This window comes from Roseomonas sp. TS2, assembly GCF_058833935.1.
This window is the reverse complement of record NZ_JCACVY010000001.1, coordinates 33,713-50,998: the sequence shown is the minus strand read 5'-3', so window position 1 is coordinate 50,998 and position 17,286 is coordinate 33,713. Positions and strand designations below refer to the sequence as shown.

Sequence of the window (17,286 nt, the reverse complement as noted above, 5' to 3'; positions counted from 1 at the left end):
AGCGTTCTAGGCTTGGCGTTCCTCCGGCGGGCGGATTTGACGGAACGCCCACAGCAAGGCGAAGTCCTAGGCGATCTTGAGGACACCGCAGAGGATGAAGGGCGTCGCCTGCCACCCTGCCGCAAAGATCGCCCCGGCAATCGCCGGTCCTGCCGCCGCCGCCAGGCTGCGCGGCACAGCCGTGAAGCTGGCCGCGGCGGTGCGCTCGGGGGGCGTCACCACGGCCATGACGTAGGAGGAGCGCGTCGGCACATCCATCTGCGACAGCGCCGCGCGCAGCAGCAGCAGTCCGAGCGCGACCTCCACCTGCGGCGCGAAGGCGGCCCCGATCAGGCAGAGGCTGGACGGGATGTGGGTGAACACCATGGTGTTCACGAGGCCGATGCGGGTGGCGAGCCAGGCCGCCACTGGGAAGGAGAAGGCCGAGAGCACGCCGGACCAGAAAAAGAACAGCCCGGCCTCGGCGAGCGAGAGGTCGAAGCGCTCGAATAGCCACAGCGCGAGCAGCGACTGTACCGCGAAGCCGCCCGCGAAGGAATCGACGCAGAACAGAGCCGCGAGCCGCACCACAATGCCGCGCGACGGGCCGAGAACGCTGTGGCCTGAGCCCACCTCAGCCGGCGCCTCCCGCGGCAGGCTGCGATAGACGAGCCCGCCGGCGATGCCGAGCGCGGCGTAGAGTACGAACATTGCGCGCAACGCGACGATCTCCGACAGCCCGGTCCGCGCCAGCAGATCCGGCGAGGCCGCGGCGAGCGCGCCCAACGCCGCCGCCATGGCGCCGACCAGGCTGTAGCGAGCGAAGCTGCGCGTGCGCTCCGCGTCCGGCACGGCGCGGGTCAGCACGGCATGCTCCAGCGGCACGAAGATGCTGACGCTGCCGGCCGAGGGATTGATCGTGCCCACCAGGGCGACGAGGAGGATGATGGCGAGTGCATCCGTCGCCGCGAAGACAAATCCGCTCGCCGCCATCACGACCGAGGCTGCCATCAGCAGGCGTCTTTGCCCGAACCGGCCACTGACCACACCGATGCCGAGCGTCGTCAGCGCCGACCCCAGCAGCGCGAGCGTCGCGACCAGGCCGATGGCGGCCGGGCCGAGGCCGAGCGCGGTCAGATAGACCGGCAGGAGCACCGCTACGAAACCGTCACCGAAGTCGCGCAGTGCGCGCGCCCAGAGCAGGCGCGTCGTCACCACAGTCACGTCAGGATCTCCCGCAGCCGGCGCGTGTCCTCCGCCGCTTCGCGCAGCAGCCAGTCGCGGAAGGCGATCACTTTCGGCAGGCCGGATGTCGCCCTGGGTCCAACGATCCAGTAGCCATAAGGCACCGCGAGGCGCGGGCCGAAGGGCTGCACCAGCCGGCCCGAAAGCAAATCCCAGGCGGCAAGCGCTGTGCGCGCCAGCGCCACGCCCTGGCCGTCCACCGCCGCGTCGATCGTCATGCTCGCCTGGTTGAAGACCGGGCCGCGCCCGGCATCCACGCCCTTGGCGCTGGCCTCCTCCACCCAGCGCGACCAGTCGCGGCGGTCGTTGGTGTGCAGCAGCGTGTGGTGATGCAGTCCCGCTGGCGCGCGCAGCGGACGGCGCCCACGAAGCAAGGCCGGGCTGCAGACGGGGAACAGCGCTTCCTCGCACAGCCGGGTCGCGTGTAGCGTCGGCCAGGATCCGTCGCCGTGGCGGATGGCGAGGTCCACATCCTCCCGCGCGAAGTCGATGTGCTGGAGCGAGGCGCTGACGCGCAATTCGATTTCGGGATGCGCTTCCGCGAAACGGCCGAGGCGATGGACCAGCCACTTCGACGCGAAATTCGGGGAGGTGCTGACGGTAAGCGTGCCCGCCCCCTGGCGTTCCAGCAGGCGCTCGGTGCCGGAGGCGATGCGGTCGAAGGCGTCGCGCACGACTTCGAGATAGGCGCGCCCGGCCTCGGTGATGACCAGGCCCTGCGTGCCGCGGTCGAACAGGCGCAGGCCGAGGCCCGCCTCCAGTGCCTTGACCTGGTGGCTGACGGCGCCCTGGGTGACGCAGAGCTCCTCGGCGGCGCGCGTGAAGCTCTCGTGCCGCGCGGCGGCCTCGAAGGCCTTCAGCGCATTCAGCGGCGGCAGGCGACGCGGCATGGCACCCGGGAGGGCATGAGGAAAACTAGGGCAGGCTAGAGAAACGATGCTTCGACGTCCATCGCACCGTGCCCTTATTCATCCGGCTCCTCAACAGCGAGCGGCCGCAGGTCGCCAGGACAGGAGCAACGGAAATGCGTTCAAGCATGCGCCTCGCCATCGAACCCGCCGGGCCGACCATCGGCATGAGCGGAACGATGGTCGATCACGACCGGGCGGAGAACCGGATCGCCCACCTCGTCGCGCTCGTGAGACTGTGGATGCAGCGGTATCGCGAGCGGCGCGCGCTGGTCGGCTACACCGACCTCGATGTGGTCAGTGACCATATTCTGCGAGACCTCGGGCTGACACGCGCCGAGGCGCGAGCCGAATGCCGCAAGCCCTTCTGGCGGCAGTGATCGGCCCGGTTGCCGGATGGGCGGGGATACTTCTCCCGCCGTCCGGTGGCAGCCGCGGAGACCCTGACTTGCCGACTGGTGCGGATCGTCGGGCCTCTACGGCATCAGACGACCGTGAATTCAGGCCAGAGAAGGTTAGATTCGGGTTCCCACCGCTGCTCCAGTCGGCCTTCTCACAACTTGTCTCTCCCAAGCAGGATACCGCGCTGAGGCGCAGGTTTCCTGCGGTTTTTGGCCGCGACCTTGATGGTGCAGATCCGGAATGGGGGCAGGTTTTCTCTCCAATGTTGCAGAGATTCTCCAAACCTTGAGGGTTTACGGATTTTTCCTACAAGCTTCAAGGCATTGATTTCGCGTGTTTTACTGTGGCGTCGGGTTGAACGATTTCGTCGACTCAACCGCTTTCCCTTTGCTTGTTACAAAATGGGTGAGGCGTCCGAAACTCAAGCCTGCTTCACGGCCGTACTCTCGGTGCGAATCTCACGCGCTCCGCCAGTTCCCATCCGAGCCGTGCCCTCCGCTTGACCATGCGCCGCGCTGAGTGGCAGGTTTCCTGGAGTTTTCGAGGCGGACCTGTTGACTGACTCGGCCTGGGGATGCCCGAATTTCGCCCTCCGGAGGCCAATTCTCTCCGGACCTCCTGACTTAGCTGTTTTCGTACGGACCTCAAAAGCCTAGGTCAAAGGCCGGTTTCAGCGCGGTCGGCACTTGCGCCGGTTCGAACCCCACCTGCCCGAAATCCGTACTTCGAGAGCGAACACGTTGGTACGAAGTTCGGTGGGGCCGTCTACACTGCGTGGATGGTTCCGCTCGACGACCGGAGACGAGGTCCCGTTTCCGCTCTTGATCCTAATGCCGGTTCGCATGCGGACGAATTCTGTCTAGCGTAGAAGAATGAGTGCACTCGTTTCCCCGCAGAACACTGAATCGAGCCAGGTCCCATTGGCGACTGGTGCCTTCGTGCGAGTGCGCCATCGGCGATGGCTCGTCGAAGAGGTAGAGCAGCCCCCTCAGCCGGACGAGAGCCGACTGGTGAAACTGTCCTGCATTGATGATGATGCCGTTGGAACGAGCCTAACGGTGCTCTGGGATATTGAACCCGATGCGTCGGTCATTGCCGAATCAGGGTGGCAGAGTGTCGGGGCGGGCAACTTCGACCCACCGGATCGCTTCGGGGCATTTTATCGGACAATGCGCTGGGGGTGCGTAACCGCGACAGATCCCACTCTGTTCCAGTCGCCGTTCCGTGCCGGAATTAGTTTGTTTGACTACCAGCTTGAACCGCTGCGGAAGGCGCTTCTCATGCCCCGCGTCAATCAGTTCATTGCCGACGATGTCGGTATGGGCAAGACGATTGAAGCAGGCCTTATTCTGCGCGAACTTTTGCTTCGGCGGAGAGCCGAGACCTGCGTCATCTCCGCCCCACCTGGCATGCTGATTCAGTGGCAGGAGGAGATGGAGGCGCGGTTTGGCCTATCCTTTACTATTATCGACAGGGACTACGCGACAACCGTGCGGCGTCAGCGCGGGTATGCTGCCAACCCATGGCAGACGGGGAGCTTCTTCCTCGTCTCGCACCGCCTGCTGGTCGATCCGGCCTACCGTGACGGGCTGGAAGGTTGGCTCGGTGGCGCTAAGGCGAAGTCCGTCTTCATTCTAGATGAAGCTCACCACGCGGCGCCGGCAAGCGGCTCGCGCTATGCGATCGATTCTGCATTCACTCACGCGATTCGCGCGATCGCTGGACGGTTCGAGCACCGGATATTTCTCTCTGCTACCCCCCACAATGGCCACTCCAACAGCTTCTCAGCGCTGCTCGAAATCCTCGACCCGCAGCGCTTCCTGCGCGGTGATCCTGTCCGGAAGGCTGACCGTGAAGCGGTCATGGTGCGGCGCCTCAAAGAGGATATTCGGGAAATCCGCGGCGGCTTTCCAAGACGTATCGTCAAGCAGGAAGACATCACCGGCTTGCCGACTGACGCGCCGGAACTGCTGTTAAGTGCGATGTTGGCTGAGCTGCGTGAATTGCGTGAGGCCCGCCTGAACCAGGGGCCGCGCTCCGCTAGGCAAGCAGGTCTTCTCGTACTCGGGACGCTCCAGCAGCGCTTGCTTTCCTCCATCGCGGCGTTCCACCGGACAATCAGCGTGCATGGCCGTGCACTGGCGCGTGAAAGCGGAACCTCACTGCTCTCAGACGCCCAAGCAAATCTTCTGCTCGCGCCGCCCGACGTGGATGCATCTGACAGTGAACTCGAGAGCCGCGCTGCAGATGAAGACGAAGCAGTGTTGCGCGCCACGCTGCTCTCATCCGGTGGGCCAGCTGAAATCCTCACGGCTGAGCGGGCTCTTGTCGCGCGAATGACGGAGATCGCAGACGCCTCATACGACGCACCGGACAAGCGCATCGCATGGCTGGTCGATTGGATTGAGAAGGAGATGTGCCCGGGCCTCAACTCGCGGATGCCTCATGGAGTGCCGCTGGGGCGGGGTGCCTGGAATGGCCGACGGCTGCTCATCTTCACCGAATGGGAGGATACGCGCCGCTGGCTGGAGGGTCGGCTTCGGCAAGCAGTAGCCCACACAGACGAAGCAAGTCGGCGTATCGCCTGCTATAGCGGCAACACTCGCCCGGCGGAGCGGGAGCGCCTCAAGCACGTCTTCAATCTTCCACCTGACCGAGATCCTCTTCGCATTCTCATTGCCACGGATGCGGCGCGCGAGGGTCTGAACTTTCAACGGAATTGCAGCGATTTGCTGCATTTCGATCTGCCGTGGAATCCGAGCCGCCTTGAACAGCGCAACGGTCGTATCGACCGAAAGCTGCAACCTGCGCCGGAGGTCACATGCCGGTACTTCTTCTTTCCGCAACGTGCTGAGGATCACGTACTCCGCGTCTTGGTGCGCAAGTCTGACACCATCCGCCGAGAGCTCGGCTCGATGGCAAATGTGCTCGAGGCGAAGGCCGCTGCCCTGCTTTCCAACGGTATCCGCCACAAGGAGGCCGACGCTACGATCAGGCGGCTTGAGGCTATTGGGCCTGATGAAAAGGCAGCCATTGCAAAGGCCGAGCTCGACGAAGGCCGTGAGCGCCAGGCCGAGTTGCTCGCACAAATTGAACGGCTGCAGCGCCAGCTCGACCGTTCCGGCCGCGCCATTCGATTGAAGTCCGACCAGTTGCGTGATGCTCTATCGGCGTCACTTGCCCTCTCGCGGGTTACGCCCATCGTGCCGGCCTCACCGCCTCAGCCGGGCCAGCCGGAGAGCTACTCCGTTCCTGCCGCGGCGCTGGCAGCCGATGCGTCCTGGCAACCGACGCTCGACCTGCTGCGGCAACCCCGCCCTCCGGGCATCTCGATTCCCGAATGGAGGGCGACGGCGGCTCTCCGTCCGATCACCTTCGAAGACCCGGGCGAACTTGGCGAAGATGCCGTCCAAGTCCACCTCGAGCATCGCCTCGTGCGCCGCCTACTGTCACGTTTCACCACCCAGGGCCTCGTTCATCTCGACCTATCACGTGCATGCCTGGCAGCCACGAAGCTGGGCGAGCCTCGCGTCGTATTGCTCGGCCGACTGAGCCTGTATGGCCCTGGCGCCTCACGCCTCCACGAGGAGATCGTCCCGGTAACGGCTCGCTGGATTGAACCCTCGCTCCGCCGCGGCCCATTGCGCCCCTACGGCGAAACCGGCGAGGCCACGACGCTCGACATGTTGGAAGACGCACTTGGGGCGACAGCAGACGCCGTTGCACCGGAAACGCGGTCGCGTCTCCATGCATCGATGGCGCAGGACATCGCCGATCTACGCCCCTACCTCGAGCAGGCCGCCGGCACCGCCCGAGCTGCTGCGGAAGCTGCCTTGGCTCGTCGAGCTGAAAGCGAAGCTGAAGGCATGCGGCGGCTCCTCTCCGATCAGCGAGGTCGAATTCTCAAACTGATTCAGAAGGCGGAACCGCAAGATCAGCTGGTCTTGCTGTTTCCTGACGAGCAAGAGCGCCGCCAGGTTCAGGATGATCGGCGCGCCTGGGAGAAGCGTCTCGCAGCCCTGACAAAGGAAGAAGCCGAAGAGCCGGATCGCGTGCGCGCTGGATACACCACCGTTGCGTCGCGGATCGAGCCGGTTGGCATCGCCTATCTCTGGCCTGGGACGGCGTAAGACATGCCGCCGCCGGATCCTCACGCCGAATGGCTCGGCAATGTTCAGCCGCAGGGAGTTCTGGTCACCAGCCCGGCGCTGCAGACCCATGGCGTCGTGCCCAACGCCAACGGCAGCGCGCTGGCTGAGCTGCAGACGCTCCTCACAGCGTGGACGGCAGCCCCAGACACACCTGCGCTGCTGACGTCGCTCTTCGGATGGCAGCCCACCGACATCGTGCCCGCCGATCAGCTGCCCGACAGCCTGGTCGTGCCGCTTCCGGAGACTGGACACGCCCTCCGTCCCGACCATGCGGTGGCAGACCCCAATCCGGCACCTGGGGCGCAGCCCTGGCAGATCCTCATCCGTGATGTCGCCGATGGTGCAGACTTTGACGCTGCCGTTCCCTTCGGCTCCTGGTCGGCCAGCCCCCACCATCTCATGACGCGTCTCCTCCAGGGTACGGGCGTCGCGACTGGTCTGCTCGTCTCCGGTGCGGCAATACGCCTCATCTACCTGCCCCAGGGCGAGACAGCCGGCCACGCGACCTTCCCGATTCCCGAGATGATGGAGGTTCGCGGCCGGCCCATGCTGGCGGCGCTACACATGCTGCTGGAGGAGCAGCGCCTGTTCGGTGATCCGTCGCACCGCTTGCCGGTGCTGCTGCGGGATAGCCGCAGGCACCAGGCGGACGTCTCGGCCAAGCTATCCGGCCAGGTCCTGGCCGCGCTCCATGCCTTGCTCCGCGGCCTTCATGCCGCCGACCAACGCGCTGGTGGCGACAGGATCGCGCGCCTTGCCAAGGATCAGCCGGACCAGCTCTACGGCGGCCTGCTGACCGCGCTGATGCGCATGGTGTTCGTACTCTATGCTGAGGATCGCGGCCTGTTCCCAGACAACGAAGTCTGGACGAACAACTACACCCTATCCCGGCTGTTCGACCGGCTCCGCGACGACAAGGCGCTGAACCCCGACACGATGGATGACCGGTTTAGCGCCTGGGCGCAGATCATCGCGCTCTCCCGCATCGTCCATGGCGGTGCACGGCACGGTGCGCTCGTCCTTCCTGCCCGGCGCGGCGCGCTGTTCGATCCCGATCGCTATCTTTTCCTGGAAGGCCGAGACGCGACATCTGATCCTCCCAATGTGCCGCGCGTCTCTGATGCGACGGTGCTGTCCATTCTCGAAGGACTTCTGATCCTGGATGGCCAACGCCTCCTCTACAGCGGCTTGGACGTGGAGCAGATCGGCGCGGTCTACGAGACAATGATGGGATTCACCGTCGAACTGACAACGGGCCCCTCCGCCGCCATCACCAACACCAAGTCCAACGCGTCCACCGTCATCAACCTCGCATCGCTGCTGGCCGTCCCCGCGGCGGATCGCGGCAACTGGCTGAAGAAGCATGCGGAGCGGAAGCCATCCGACGTCGCCATGCGCCCGATCCAGCTGGCAAGCGCTCTGCCCAGTCTCGAAGCCGCCCTGCATCAGCTGATTGACCGCGCCGCAACACCCGTCGTCGTCCCGGCCGGGACGCCGGTCCTGCAGCCGACCGAGGAGCGCCGGCGCTCTGGCAGCCACTATACGCCACCCACCCTGACGCGGCCGATTGTGGCCAATACCCTCGCCCCCGTGCTCGCCCGGCTCGGCACGGAACCCACGCCGGAGCAGATCCTCAGCCTCCGGGTGCTCGACCCTGCCATGGGAAGCGGTGCCTTCCTGGTGGAAGCGTGCCGGCAATTGGCAGGTCATCTCGTGGCGGCCTGGGGCCGGGCCGGCGTCACGCCGCAACTTCCGGCGGATCAGGATGCGCTGGAGCATGCGCGCCGTCTCGTCGCCATGCGCTGCCTCTGCGGCGTCGATCGCAATCCCTTCGCGGTTGAGATGGCCCGGCTCTCGCTATGGCTCGCCACGCTGGCGCGCGACCATGAGTTCACCTTCCTGGACCACGCGCTTCGGCACGGTGACGCGCTGATCGGGCTGCCGCGCAGCCGCATCGTTGACTTGCATTGGTCGGTACGGCCGGAATCCGCTCAGCTCGCTTTCCCGCTGATCCGGCCGCGTATCGCGCGCGCCGCCGTCGAGCGCCGTCGTATCCGTGAGGCGCTGGATGGTGAGGGCGAGGACGTGCTGCGCCCCATCCTGGCGGGGGCGGATGCGATCCTCGACAACGTGCGCGACATCGGCAACGCGATCTGTGCCGCCTGGTTTGGCAAGACCACCGCGACCGCGCGCAGGCTGGCGCAGGCCAAGCTGGAATCGGACTACATGGCCGCTGGCGAGACCTGGCAGGCGGCTTTGGCGGAGGGGCGCGACGTCCAGGCGCGGCTGGGCGCGGCAGGACATACCTACCAGCCATTCCATTGGGACATCGAATTTCCCGAGGTGTTCGAGCGGGAGAATGGCGGCTTCGACGCGGTGGTCGGCAACCCGCCCTATGCGGGCAAGAACAGCTACAAGAAGGGCAACGTCCCGGGCTTCCCGGAATGGCTGCAGGCCATCCATGCTGGGGCGCATGGCAATGCCGATCTTTCGGCGCACTTCTTCCTGCGTGGATATGATCTGCTGCGCGAAGGCGGCACGCTGGGTTTTGTAGCCACCAACACGATCCGACAGGGCGACACGCGTGAAAGCGGCCTGCGTGCCCTTCTGAAGCGGGGCGCCACGATCACCCGCGCGACGCGGCGGCTTCGCTGGCCTGGCGACGCGGCGGTGATTGTCTGTGTCGTGCAGATGGTCCGCGGCGAGAGCGACATGACGCCGGTGCTGGATGGCCGGGACGTCTCTCGGATCAGCGCATTTCTAGAGGAAGGCCAACGGGACGAGGCGCCGGTGCCCCTGGAGGCCAGCAAGGGGCTGGCGTTCATCGGTAGCTACCTGCTCGGGATGGGTTTCACCTTCGACGACGACTCGCAGGATGGAGCTGCGAACCGGCTTGCCGACATGCATCGGCTGACGGCGCCGGGAAATCCCTCCGGTGCCCACAACGCCTTGCGCATCAGGCCCTATCTCGGCGGGGAAGAGGTCAACGACAGCCCGAGCCACGCGCACCGTCGCTGGGCGATCGATTTTGGCGACCTGCCCCTGGAACGCGACGCTGAGCTGGAGCCGATCTGGGCGGAAGCCGACCTCCAGCAACGGAACGCGTATCTTTCTCAAGGCGTCGTCCCGCGGGATTATCCCGATGCTGTTGCGACTGACTGGCCGGACCTGCTCGACATTCTGCGGGATCGGGTAAAGCCGGAGAGGGACAAGGTCGAACGGGAAATTCGGAAGCGCCTCTGGTGGCGACACGCGGAGCGTGCTCCAGCGCTTTATCAGGCCGCAGCTAGCGTTTTAAACGTCCTCGCTATCAGCCGTGTGTCGCCGCATCTGGCGTTCGCTCGCCTGCCTGCTGGAGCGATCTTCGCTGAGACGCTTGTCGTCTTCCCAGACGAAAATTTTGGTGCCTTCGCCGTCTTCCAGTCGCGTATCCACGAGGTCTGGGCCCGCGCTTTCTCATCCTCGCTCGAAGATCGGCTGCGTTATAGTCCCTCCGATTGCCTGGAGACCTTCCCGCTTCCTCCGTCGGCGCAGGCGAGCGCGGCCGCGTTGGAAGTTGCTGGCGAAGCCTTCCACGAGGCGCGTGCCACCTGGATGCTGGCCGCCAACGAAGGCATGACGACCACCCACAACCGCCTCGACGATCCGCAGGAGGCTGACCCCGCCATCCTGCGGCTCCGCGCCCTGCATGACGCCATGGATGCCGCAGTGCTGCACGCCTATGGCTGGAACCAGGCGATCCCCACGCCGATCCACGAACGCGAATGGCCCGGTGGGGAGGACGATCCGCCCGGACCCTGGCGCCGCCGCTGGCCCGAAGCCGACCGCGCCCGGGTGCTCGAATTCCTGTGGCAGTTGAACGAGGCGCGGGCGAAGGCCGAGGCCGATGAACGCGCCGCGGCTGCCTCCGCGGGCGCTTCCCCAGCGCCGGTACCCCGCCGTCGCGGTCGCCGCCCCGCTGCACCCGCGCCGCTCCCCTTGCTGGAGATCCCATGAGTCAGGCCTTGCCCGCGCCCACAGCACCCGCTTCGGCCGCCATTCGGACCCATCTGGTGGACACGCTGCGCCGGGACCTGATTGGTCCACGCGCCGGCGTGGATATCGACCTCGAGCACGAATTGCTGCCCGCCCGACCCAGCCGCTGGTATCTGACCGGCTACCTGAAGCCGAAGCGGCAGCTCGAGGACAGCGCTTCCGGCACAGCCGCCACCGAGGGTGAACTCGGCGCCATCCAGGGCGGCAGTGACAGCGGTGATGACGGCGCCGGTGACGTGGCCGGCACCAACCGATCCTTCCTCCCCTCCAGCATGGGCATTTCGGCTCTGCTGCCCTGGGGGACGGAGGTGATCGAGGCCGAGGTCACCTGGGGGGACTATCAAGCGCAGGATGTCGCTGAGGGCCTCGGACAGGCCGTGGCGGCGGTTGATGCCGGCGATGATCCGGCGAGCCAGGTCGCGACGGTGCAGGCAGGTGGTCCGGAAACGCAGGGCGTTCTCACCCGCCAGCGCTGGCAGAGAACGCCGCGCGACGTCACCGTACCGGTGCCGCTGATCCCCAACGGCGTGCTGGCGGAAATTCCGCTTCCCGGCACTGGCGGTCTGCATCTCGCTGTCATCTGCCGCAAGGTCAGGCTGACGATCAACGAGGTCGAACAGGACCTGCTGGCGCTGCAGGTCTTCCTGGTCAACGACCGCGACCCGGGCGCCATCAAGGAGCTGGCCGACGAGGCCTATATCTTTCAGGCTGCCCTCGCTCTGCGCAGCGAGGTCGGCTTCACCGCGCGGCCTGACCTCCGCAGCGCCGACGCCAAGGATTGGGACCAGCAGGTCAATGACCTGCATTTCGCCGAGGTCGGAGAGTTGGCGGTCGGCCACAACGTCGCCGCGGAATGGGATGATACCGTCCCCTGCCAACGCATCTGCACGGCATGGATGCCGCAGGCGATGGTTCCCCGGGTGGAGCCGCACAAATCCATCGCCGGCGAGCGACGGATGGAGGTGCTTGGTGCTTTGCCAGACTTCGCCGCCGCGCGCGCCGCGCTCGAACCTCTGACGGCGGACTACCGCGTGTGGATCGCGGGCCAGCGACCCAGGCTGGCCGCCCTGACACCACGCCGCCACACCGTAGCGCAGCAGTTGCTGGACAATGCCGGAGCCGCCGCAGACCGGATCGACGCCGGTATTGCCTGCCTCGCCGCGCCCGATGTTCTGGATGCTTTCCGCCTAGCAAACCGTGCCGTGGCCCTAGCTGGTCGGCGACGCGAAGCGCAGGAACGCCGCCGGGATGGCAAAGCCTTCGATCCTGCCAACTCACGCACACCCGAATGGTATCCATTCCAGCTCGCATTCATTCTGCTGGGGTTGAGGGGGCTCGCGGAGCCGGAGCACCCGGATCGGGAATGCGTCGACCTCCTGTTCTTCCCCACCGGCGGCGGCAAGACCGAGGCGTATCTTGGCCTCGCCGCCTTCACCATCGCGCTGCGTCGGCGTCGGAACCCGGGTCTCCAGGGTGCGGGGCTGACGGTGTTGATGCGATACACGCTGCGGCTGCTGACACTCGACCAGCTCAGTCGCGCCACGGCGGTGGTATGCGCGATGGAGCTGGAGCGGCTGGCCGATCCGACGCGGTGGGGGACCTGGCCAATTGAGATCGGGCTTTGGGTGGGCCAGGCCGCAACGCCCAACCGCATGGGCAGCAAGGGCGTGCCCGACCCCAAGCGTCGCACGACCCGCATCAAGGTGATGGATTTCCGGAATGGCCGGAAGGACCAGCAGCCGATTCCGCTGAAAGCTTGCCCATGGTGCGGTACCGCCTTCACGGGCAACTCATTCAGCCTATCGCCGAACTTCGATCAGCCGCGGCGGCTCGATATCCAATGTGTCGACCCGACCAGGAGCTGCGACTTCCACTCCGGACGGGGCCTCCCACTGCCGATTCAAGCTGTGGATGAGCCTATTTACCGGCGCCTTCCTGCCTTCATGATTGCGACCGTCGACAAGTTCGCGGGAATGCCTTGGACGGGCGAGATTGGTGGCTTCTTCGGCGGTGCGGATCGCTACGATTCGGACGGTTTCTACGGCGCAGCCAGCCCGGGCCGAGGGAACCCTCTTGCCTCCCCGCTGAAGCCGCCTGACCTCGTGATTCAGGACGAGCTGCATCTCATCAGCGGTCCGCTCGGCACGATGGCTGGCCTCTATGAGGCGGCGCTGGATCGGCTTTGTCTGCGCCACGGGGTTCGCCCAAAGATCGTCGCCTCGACAGCCACTGTGCGCCGCGCAGAACGACAGATCCGAGCGCTGTTCGACAGAGATCGCGTGGCTGTCTTCCCGCCACCCGGCCCGGATCGCGCGGATAGCTTCTTCGCCCGCAGCCGAGCCAAGAATGATCCGACCGGCCGTATCTATGTCGGCATCGCGGCTCCTGGTGGCAGCCCGAAGGTAAACTTCCTGCGCGGTGCCGTGACGCTGATGGCAGCAGCCGAACACCAATGGCAGCAGCACGGCGTGAAGCCGAACCCGGCTGACCCCTATATGACGCTGCTCTGCTACTTCAACGCACTCCGTGAGCTTGGATCAGCACGGAATATGATTGAGGGCGAAATTCAGTCGCGCCTCGCGAAGTACGGCACGCATCTCCGCGTGGGCGAGACGGACGCGGGCCTTGCCAGCCGCCAGATCGACTTCGACTGCCCTGAGCTGACGTCACGTGTTTCGACGGACAAGGTGTCGGAGACGAAGGAGCGTCTGGCCCTGCCTCACGACAAGAAGGGCCGGGTCGACGCTGCGTTGGCGACGAACATGATCTCGGTCGGCCTGGACATCACGAGGCTTGGTCTCATGCTGGTTTCTGGCCAGCCGAAGACTGTGTCCGAATACATCCAGGCGACGAGCCGCATCGGGCGCAGCGACGAGCGACCCGGCCTCGTCGTCGTGCTTCTCAACACCAACAAGCCGCGAGACCGGTCGCACTACGAGCGCTTTCGGGCCTGGCACGATGCGTTCTACCGCGGGGTGGAGGCGGTGAGCGTCACGCCGTTCTCCGCTCGCGCCCTGGACCGCGGATTGGCGCCAGTCGTGGTGGCGTTGGCCCGGCTTGGTGAATACGCACTGACCGGCGACGCGATGGCCGGCACGCTTCGTGCGTCGCGTGCAGCAGCTGACACAATCGTGAATTCCGTTTCTTCACGTGCCGGCCGCAGCGATCGCAGCTTGACCAGCGCCGACGCGGCGACATTGACCGCAACCGTCGGTTCTCGAACGACCGGCCTGTTGGATTCCTGGCAGGCGATTGCGACGCGGATTGAGGCAGCATCCGCCTCGCTCGTCTACTCAGGCCTGGGGGTGAAGCTGCTCCAGGAAGCAACGCCCGGAGCTGATCAGGGGCTGCCCGCCGATCAACGCCAGTTTCGTGCACCACGCTCTTTGCGCGACGTGGAGGCCAATGTCCTGGTGAAGATACTCAGCCCGACTGACGGGAAGGAACTGACGTAATGGCTGACGATAACTTCCTTCGGCAGAGCCAAGTCGTCACCAGCTTCGGCCCTGGGGCATTGGTCGATTTGCCCGAGCATTCTGTAATCGTCGGGAGCCTCAGCACGTGGAAGGGTCAGCACGGGCACCAGATCCACGAGAAGCGGCTGGAAGCCAAGCTTGCGCTCGCGCTCGGCGTAGCAAGGATGAAGCTCTACGCCCCGCCTGCCTTCGACGAAAAGGATGATACACGTCGTGCCGCGATCGGTGGGTTCGTGTTTCCAACGTGGTTCGAGACACAGGCAACCGTCGCCGGTGGCGGAGGCAGACATCGTCGACGCAGGCTTGTCGGATGGGACGGCACCGACAAGGGACGAACCTATCTAGACCCGCAGGAAGCAACCCCAAGGGACGCAAAGAAACGCTTGGTGCCGGTTCGCTTCGTGTGCGGCTGCAAGCGCGGCCACATCGATGACATCGATTGGAAAGTCTATATCCACAAAGGCAGCACGACCTGCACCAGGCCGCTTTGGATTGAGGAGCGCGGGACAGCAGGTGACGTTGCGGATGTCGTGGTTGGCTGCGACTGCGGCCAGGAGCGACGCATGTATGAGGCCCAGGCCGTCGGTGCGCTCGGCGGATGCCGGGGGCGAAGGCCGTGGATGGGCAGTGTTCCCTGGGAGAGCTGCAATCAGCCGAACAAGCTGCTCGTTCGCACAGGCAGCAACACCTACTTTCCTGAGCGTATGAGCGTGATTTCTCTGCCTGATGGTGATGACAAGCTTAGGGAGATCATCGGTCGCTGCTGGGACGACGTGAAGGACATCCGCACCGTCACCGAACTCGCAGATGCCCGTCGTTTCAACGGGGCGCTGCGGCGGGAACTGGACGGCTTCCATGATAGCGCGATTCTGCGTGCCATTCTGGAGCACGGCACGGAAGACTTGCCTGAAACCGAGCTGAGCGTGAAGGCGGCAGAGTTCGAGGTTCTCGCGTCGAACACGCCGCAGATCGGTACCGATGCTGCTGACAGCCTCTTTCACGCCGAGACGTTGGAGCGGTCGGCCTGGGGTGGAACTGATCCCAGCTTGGCAGGCGTTCTCCGTGTCGTTGCCGTGCATCGATTGCGGGAGGTGATTGCGCAAGTTGGGTTCACCCGCATCGTACCCTCCGCGACCGAAGTCGATGGTGAGCTTGATCCAGCAGTCGAGCGGGCGGCCCTCGATGTGCAGCAGGACTGGCTGCCAGCATTCGAGAACCGTGGTGAGGGTGTCTTTGTCCAGCTTGATCCGGAGCAGATGGCTCTATGGGGTCAACGGGCCAAAGTGCGGGCGCGAGCGGCGCAACTGGAGGCCGGATTCGACCGGTGGGCAGCGCAACGGAACGACACGAACCGCAAGTTTCCAGGCGCCGCGTACGTGATGGTTCATAGCTTTTCACACCTGCTTCTCAGCGCAATCGCAGAGGAATGCGGCTATCCAGCCAGTGCACTGAGAGAGCGAGTCTATGCACTACCCGCTGGCCAGTTCGGTGTCCTGCTCTACACCGCAACGCCCGGGGCAGATGGCACTCTTGGGGGGCTAGCCGCTTGCGCTGGCCGGATGGGTGCGCTCATCGGCCGTGCGGTAGAGCTTGCAAAGCTGTGCTCCAACGACCCGATCTGCGCCCACCATACACCAAATGACGATCACGGCGACCGGCCACTGCATGGTGCCGCATGCCATGGCTGCCTCTTCATCGCCGAAACAAGCTGCGAAGCACGCAATGATCTGTTGGACAGAAATTTGGTCACCGACACGCTGGAAGCCGCAGGGGCAGGGTTTTTCCTATGAATCACGGCGGTCGACCTGCACTGGCCTGCTGGCCCTCCCACTCCACCGGAAACGGCTCCATCAGCGCCGGCAGTGTCATGCTCTCTGGCTGCCGCCCGTTCAGAATCGCCTCGACGATGTCTGGCGCCAGCAACGTGAGGCGCAGGATGCGCGAGACGTAGGACGAGTTGATCTTCTCGGCCGCCGCCAGCTCGTTGATGGTGCCATATCGCCCGGCCTCCATCATCCGCCGCTATCGGAACGCTCGGGCCAGTGCCTTCACCAGCGTCGCATCTGCCGCCAAGGAGGCGAGGTTCGCCATGCTGCCCAGCGCCAGCAACAGCTTCGAACCGCTGAGAGCTAGCGCAACTGCAATCACGCGTCGCTCATGGGGAGGGATGCGTGCTGACGACATCACCGCAACCTTTGCACGGGCAAGCGACCGTCGACGCCTTCGACGATCATCTCATGCCTACTGGCTATTCGAATGATCGTGACACGAGGGGAGTAGGCGTAGTGATACCGGTAGGCGTAGCTGGATTGTTGCCAGATTTGGCCATTTTGGAGCCGGAAGACTGTCTCTCCATCCCAGCCCCTGAACTCTCCGTCGATCCTGGACTCAGTGACGCCCGAGGACGGTGACGGTATCGCTGCCCCTCCCGAAGACGGACCCGCCGAAATCTGGCTCACGTTTAGTGATTTGCCGTGCACATGAAGGCGGCCGTTGGCTGGGCATATCACGACGGTAGGGCTGTATTCATAGAGGTATTCGTACTCGAACTGGACCTCCCACAGGGAGCCGTCGGAAAGGCGGGCTACCTCTCCGTGATTGCCGAGGAAAGGCTGTGGCGACATGATCGTCGCCTCGTAGCAAGCGGTTGCTGCTGCGCGCCTCGGGCCGGGAGCGGGTAAAGTAATGCGAGGCGCCTGCTGTAATTGTGCCCGAGCGGCGGGCGGCTGCGGCTTCGTCTGAGCAGGCGGCGGCACAGCACATGCGGCGACGCAGAGGCACAGCAAAAGCGCAGAGGCGCAACGACCCGCTACGCGGCAGCCCTTTTTGGTCGCTCGGACGAGAGGCCATCTGAGAACATTCATGGACGCCGCTGCTCGAAAGTGCCGTCAGCCGTCAGGCGATTCCTAAACTCAAATATGTCCATTACGCGAATCCCGCTCCACGACTGTTGGGGAAGCGTAAATGCGAACGCACTAGAATGGGAGGGGAGATTGCCGGACAGCTTGCCGATTCGTCCCCATCTGGCGCTGCCTGGAAGGGCAGAGGCGCTTCTCCGGCACGCGCAAGCCAGCGCAACAGATCCCGTGG

General features: G+C 65.0%; 8 protein-coding genes. 5 read left to right on the top strand and 3 right to left on the bottom strand.

Annotated features, from left to right (window positions below):
* Window positions 1-66: 66 nt before the first annotated feature.
* Together ACZJYS_RS00225 and ACZJYS_RS00220 are read right to left on the bottom strand one after the other, a co-directional pair.
* Window positions 67-1,203: an MFS transporter gene (locus ACZJYS_RS00225; protein WP_211848931.1), complete on the bottom strand. Its 1,137-nt coding sequence runs from the start codon at window positions 1,201-1,203 to the stop codon at window positions 67-69.
* Entirely contained in the window at window positions 1,200-2,114 is a 915-nt protein-coding gene (locus ACZJYS_RS00220; RefSeq protein WP_211848930.1) for a transcriptional regulator GcvA, read from the bottom strand. Before ACZJYS_RS00220 ends, ACZJYS_RS00225 begins: the two co-directional genes overlap by 4 nt.
* 146 nt (window positions 2,115-2,260) lie before the next feature.
* Here ACZJYS_RS00220 and ACZJYS_RS00215 point away from each other — a divergent pair, with 146 nt between their 5' ends.
* The 5 genes from ACZJYS_RS00215 (at window position 2,261) to drmB (ending at window position 15,986) form a co-directional block, all read left to right on the top strand.
* A complete protein-coding gene (locus ACZJYS_RS00215) occupies window positions 2,261-2,512 on the top strand; it encodes a DUF1127 domain-containing protein (protein ID WP_211848929.1) in 252 nt (83 codons plus the stop codon).
* Window positions 2,513-3,406: 894 nt separating this feature from the next.
* On the top strand, window positions 3,407-6,664 hold the full coding sequence (gene drmD, locus ACZJYS_RS00210) for a DISARM system SNF2-like helicase DrmD (protein WP_493175061.1): 3,258 nt from the start codon (window positions 3,407-3,409) through the stop codon (window positions 6,662-6,664).
* A 3-nt stretch (window positions 6,665-6,667) separates the two neighbouring features.
* Entirely contained in the window at window positions 6,668-10,681 is a 4,014-nt protein-coding gene (locus tag ACZJYS_RS00205) for an Eco57I restriction-modification methylase domain-containing protein (RefSeq protein ID WP_493175059.1), read from the top strand.
* On the top strand, window positions 10,678-14,175 hold the full coding sequence (gene drmA, locus ACZJYS_RS00200; protein ID WP_493175057.1) for a DISARM system helicase DrmA: 3,498 nt from the start codon (window positions 10,678-10,680) through the stop codon (window positions 14,173-14,175). The genes ACZJYS_RS00205 and drmA overlap by 4 nt, the downstream gene beginning before the upstream one ends.
* Window positions 14,175-15,986, top strand: coding sequence for a DrmB family protein (drmB, locus tag ACZJYS_RS00195; RefSeq protein ID WP_493175055.1), 1,812 nt, complete (start codon window positions 14,175-14,177; stop codon window positions 15,984-15,986). Before drmA ends, drmB begins: the two co-directional genes overlap by 1 nt.
* Before the next feature lies 1 nt (window position 15,987).
* Here the strand turns inward: drmB and ACZJYS_RS00190 are convergent, their stop codons facing one another.
* The gene (locus ACZJYS_RS00190) at window positions 15,988-16,212 is read right to left on the bottom strand and encodes a hypothetical protein (RefSeq protein WP_493175054.1); all 225 of its coding nucleotides are present in this window, start codon (window positions 16,210-16,212) and stop codon (window positions 15,988-15,990) included.
* Between the last annotated feature and the right edge of the window lie 1,074 nt (window positions 16,213-17,286).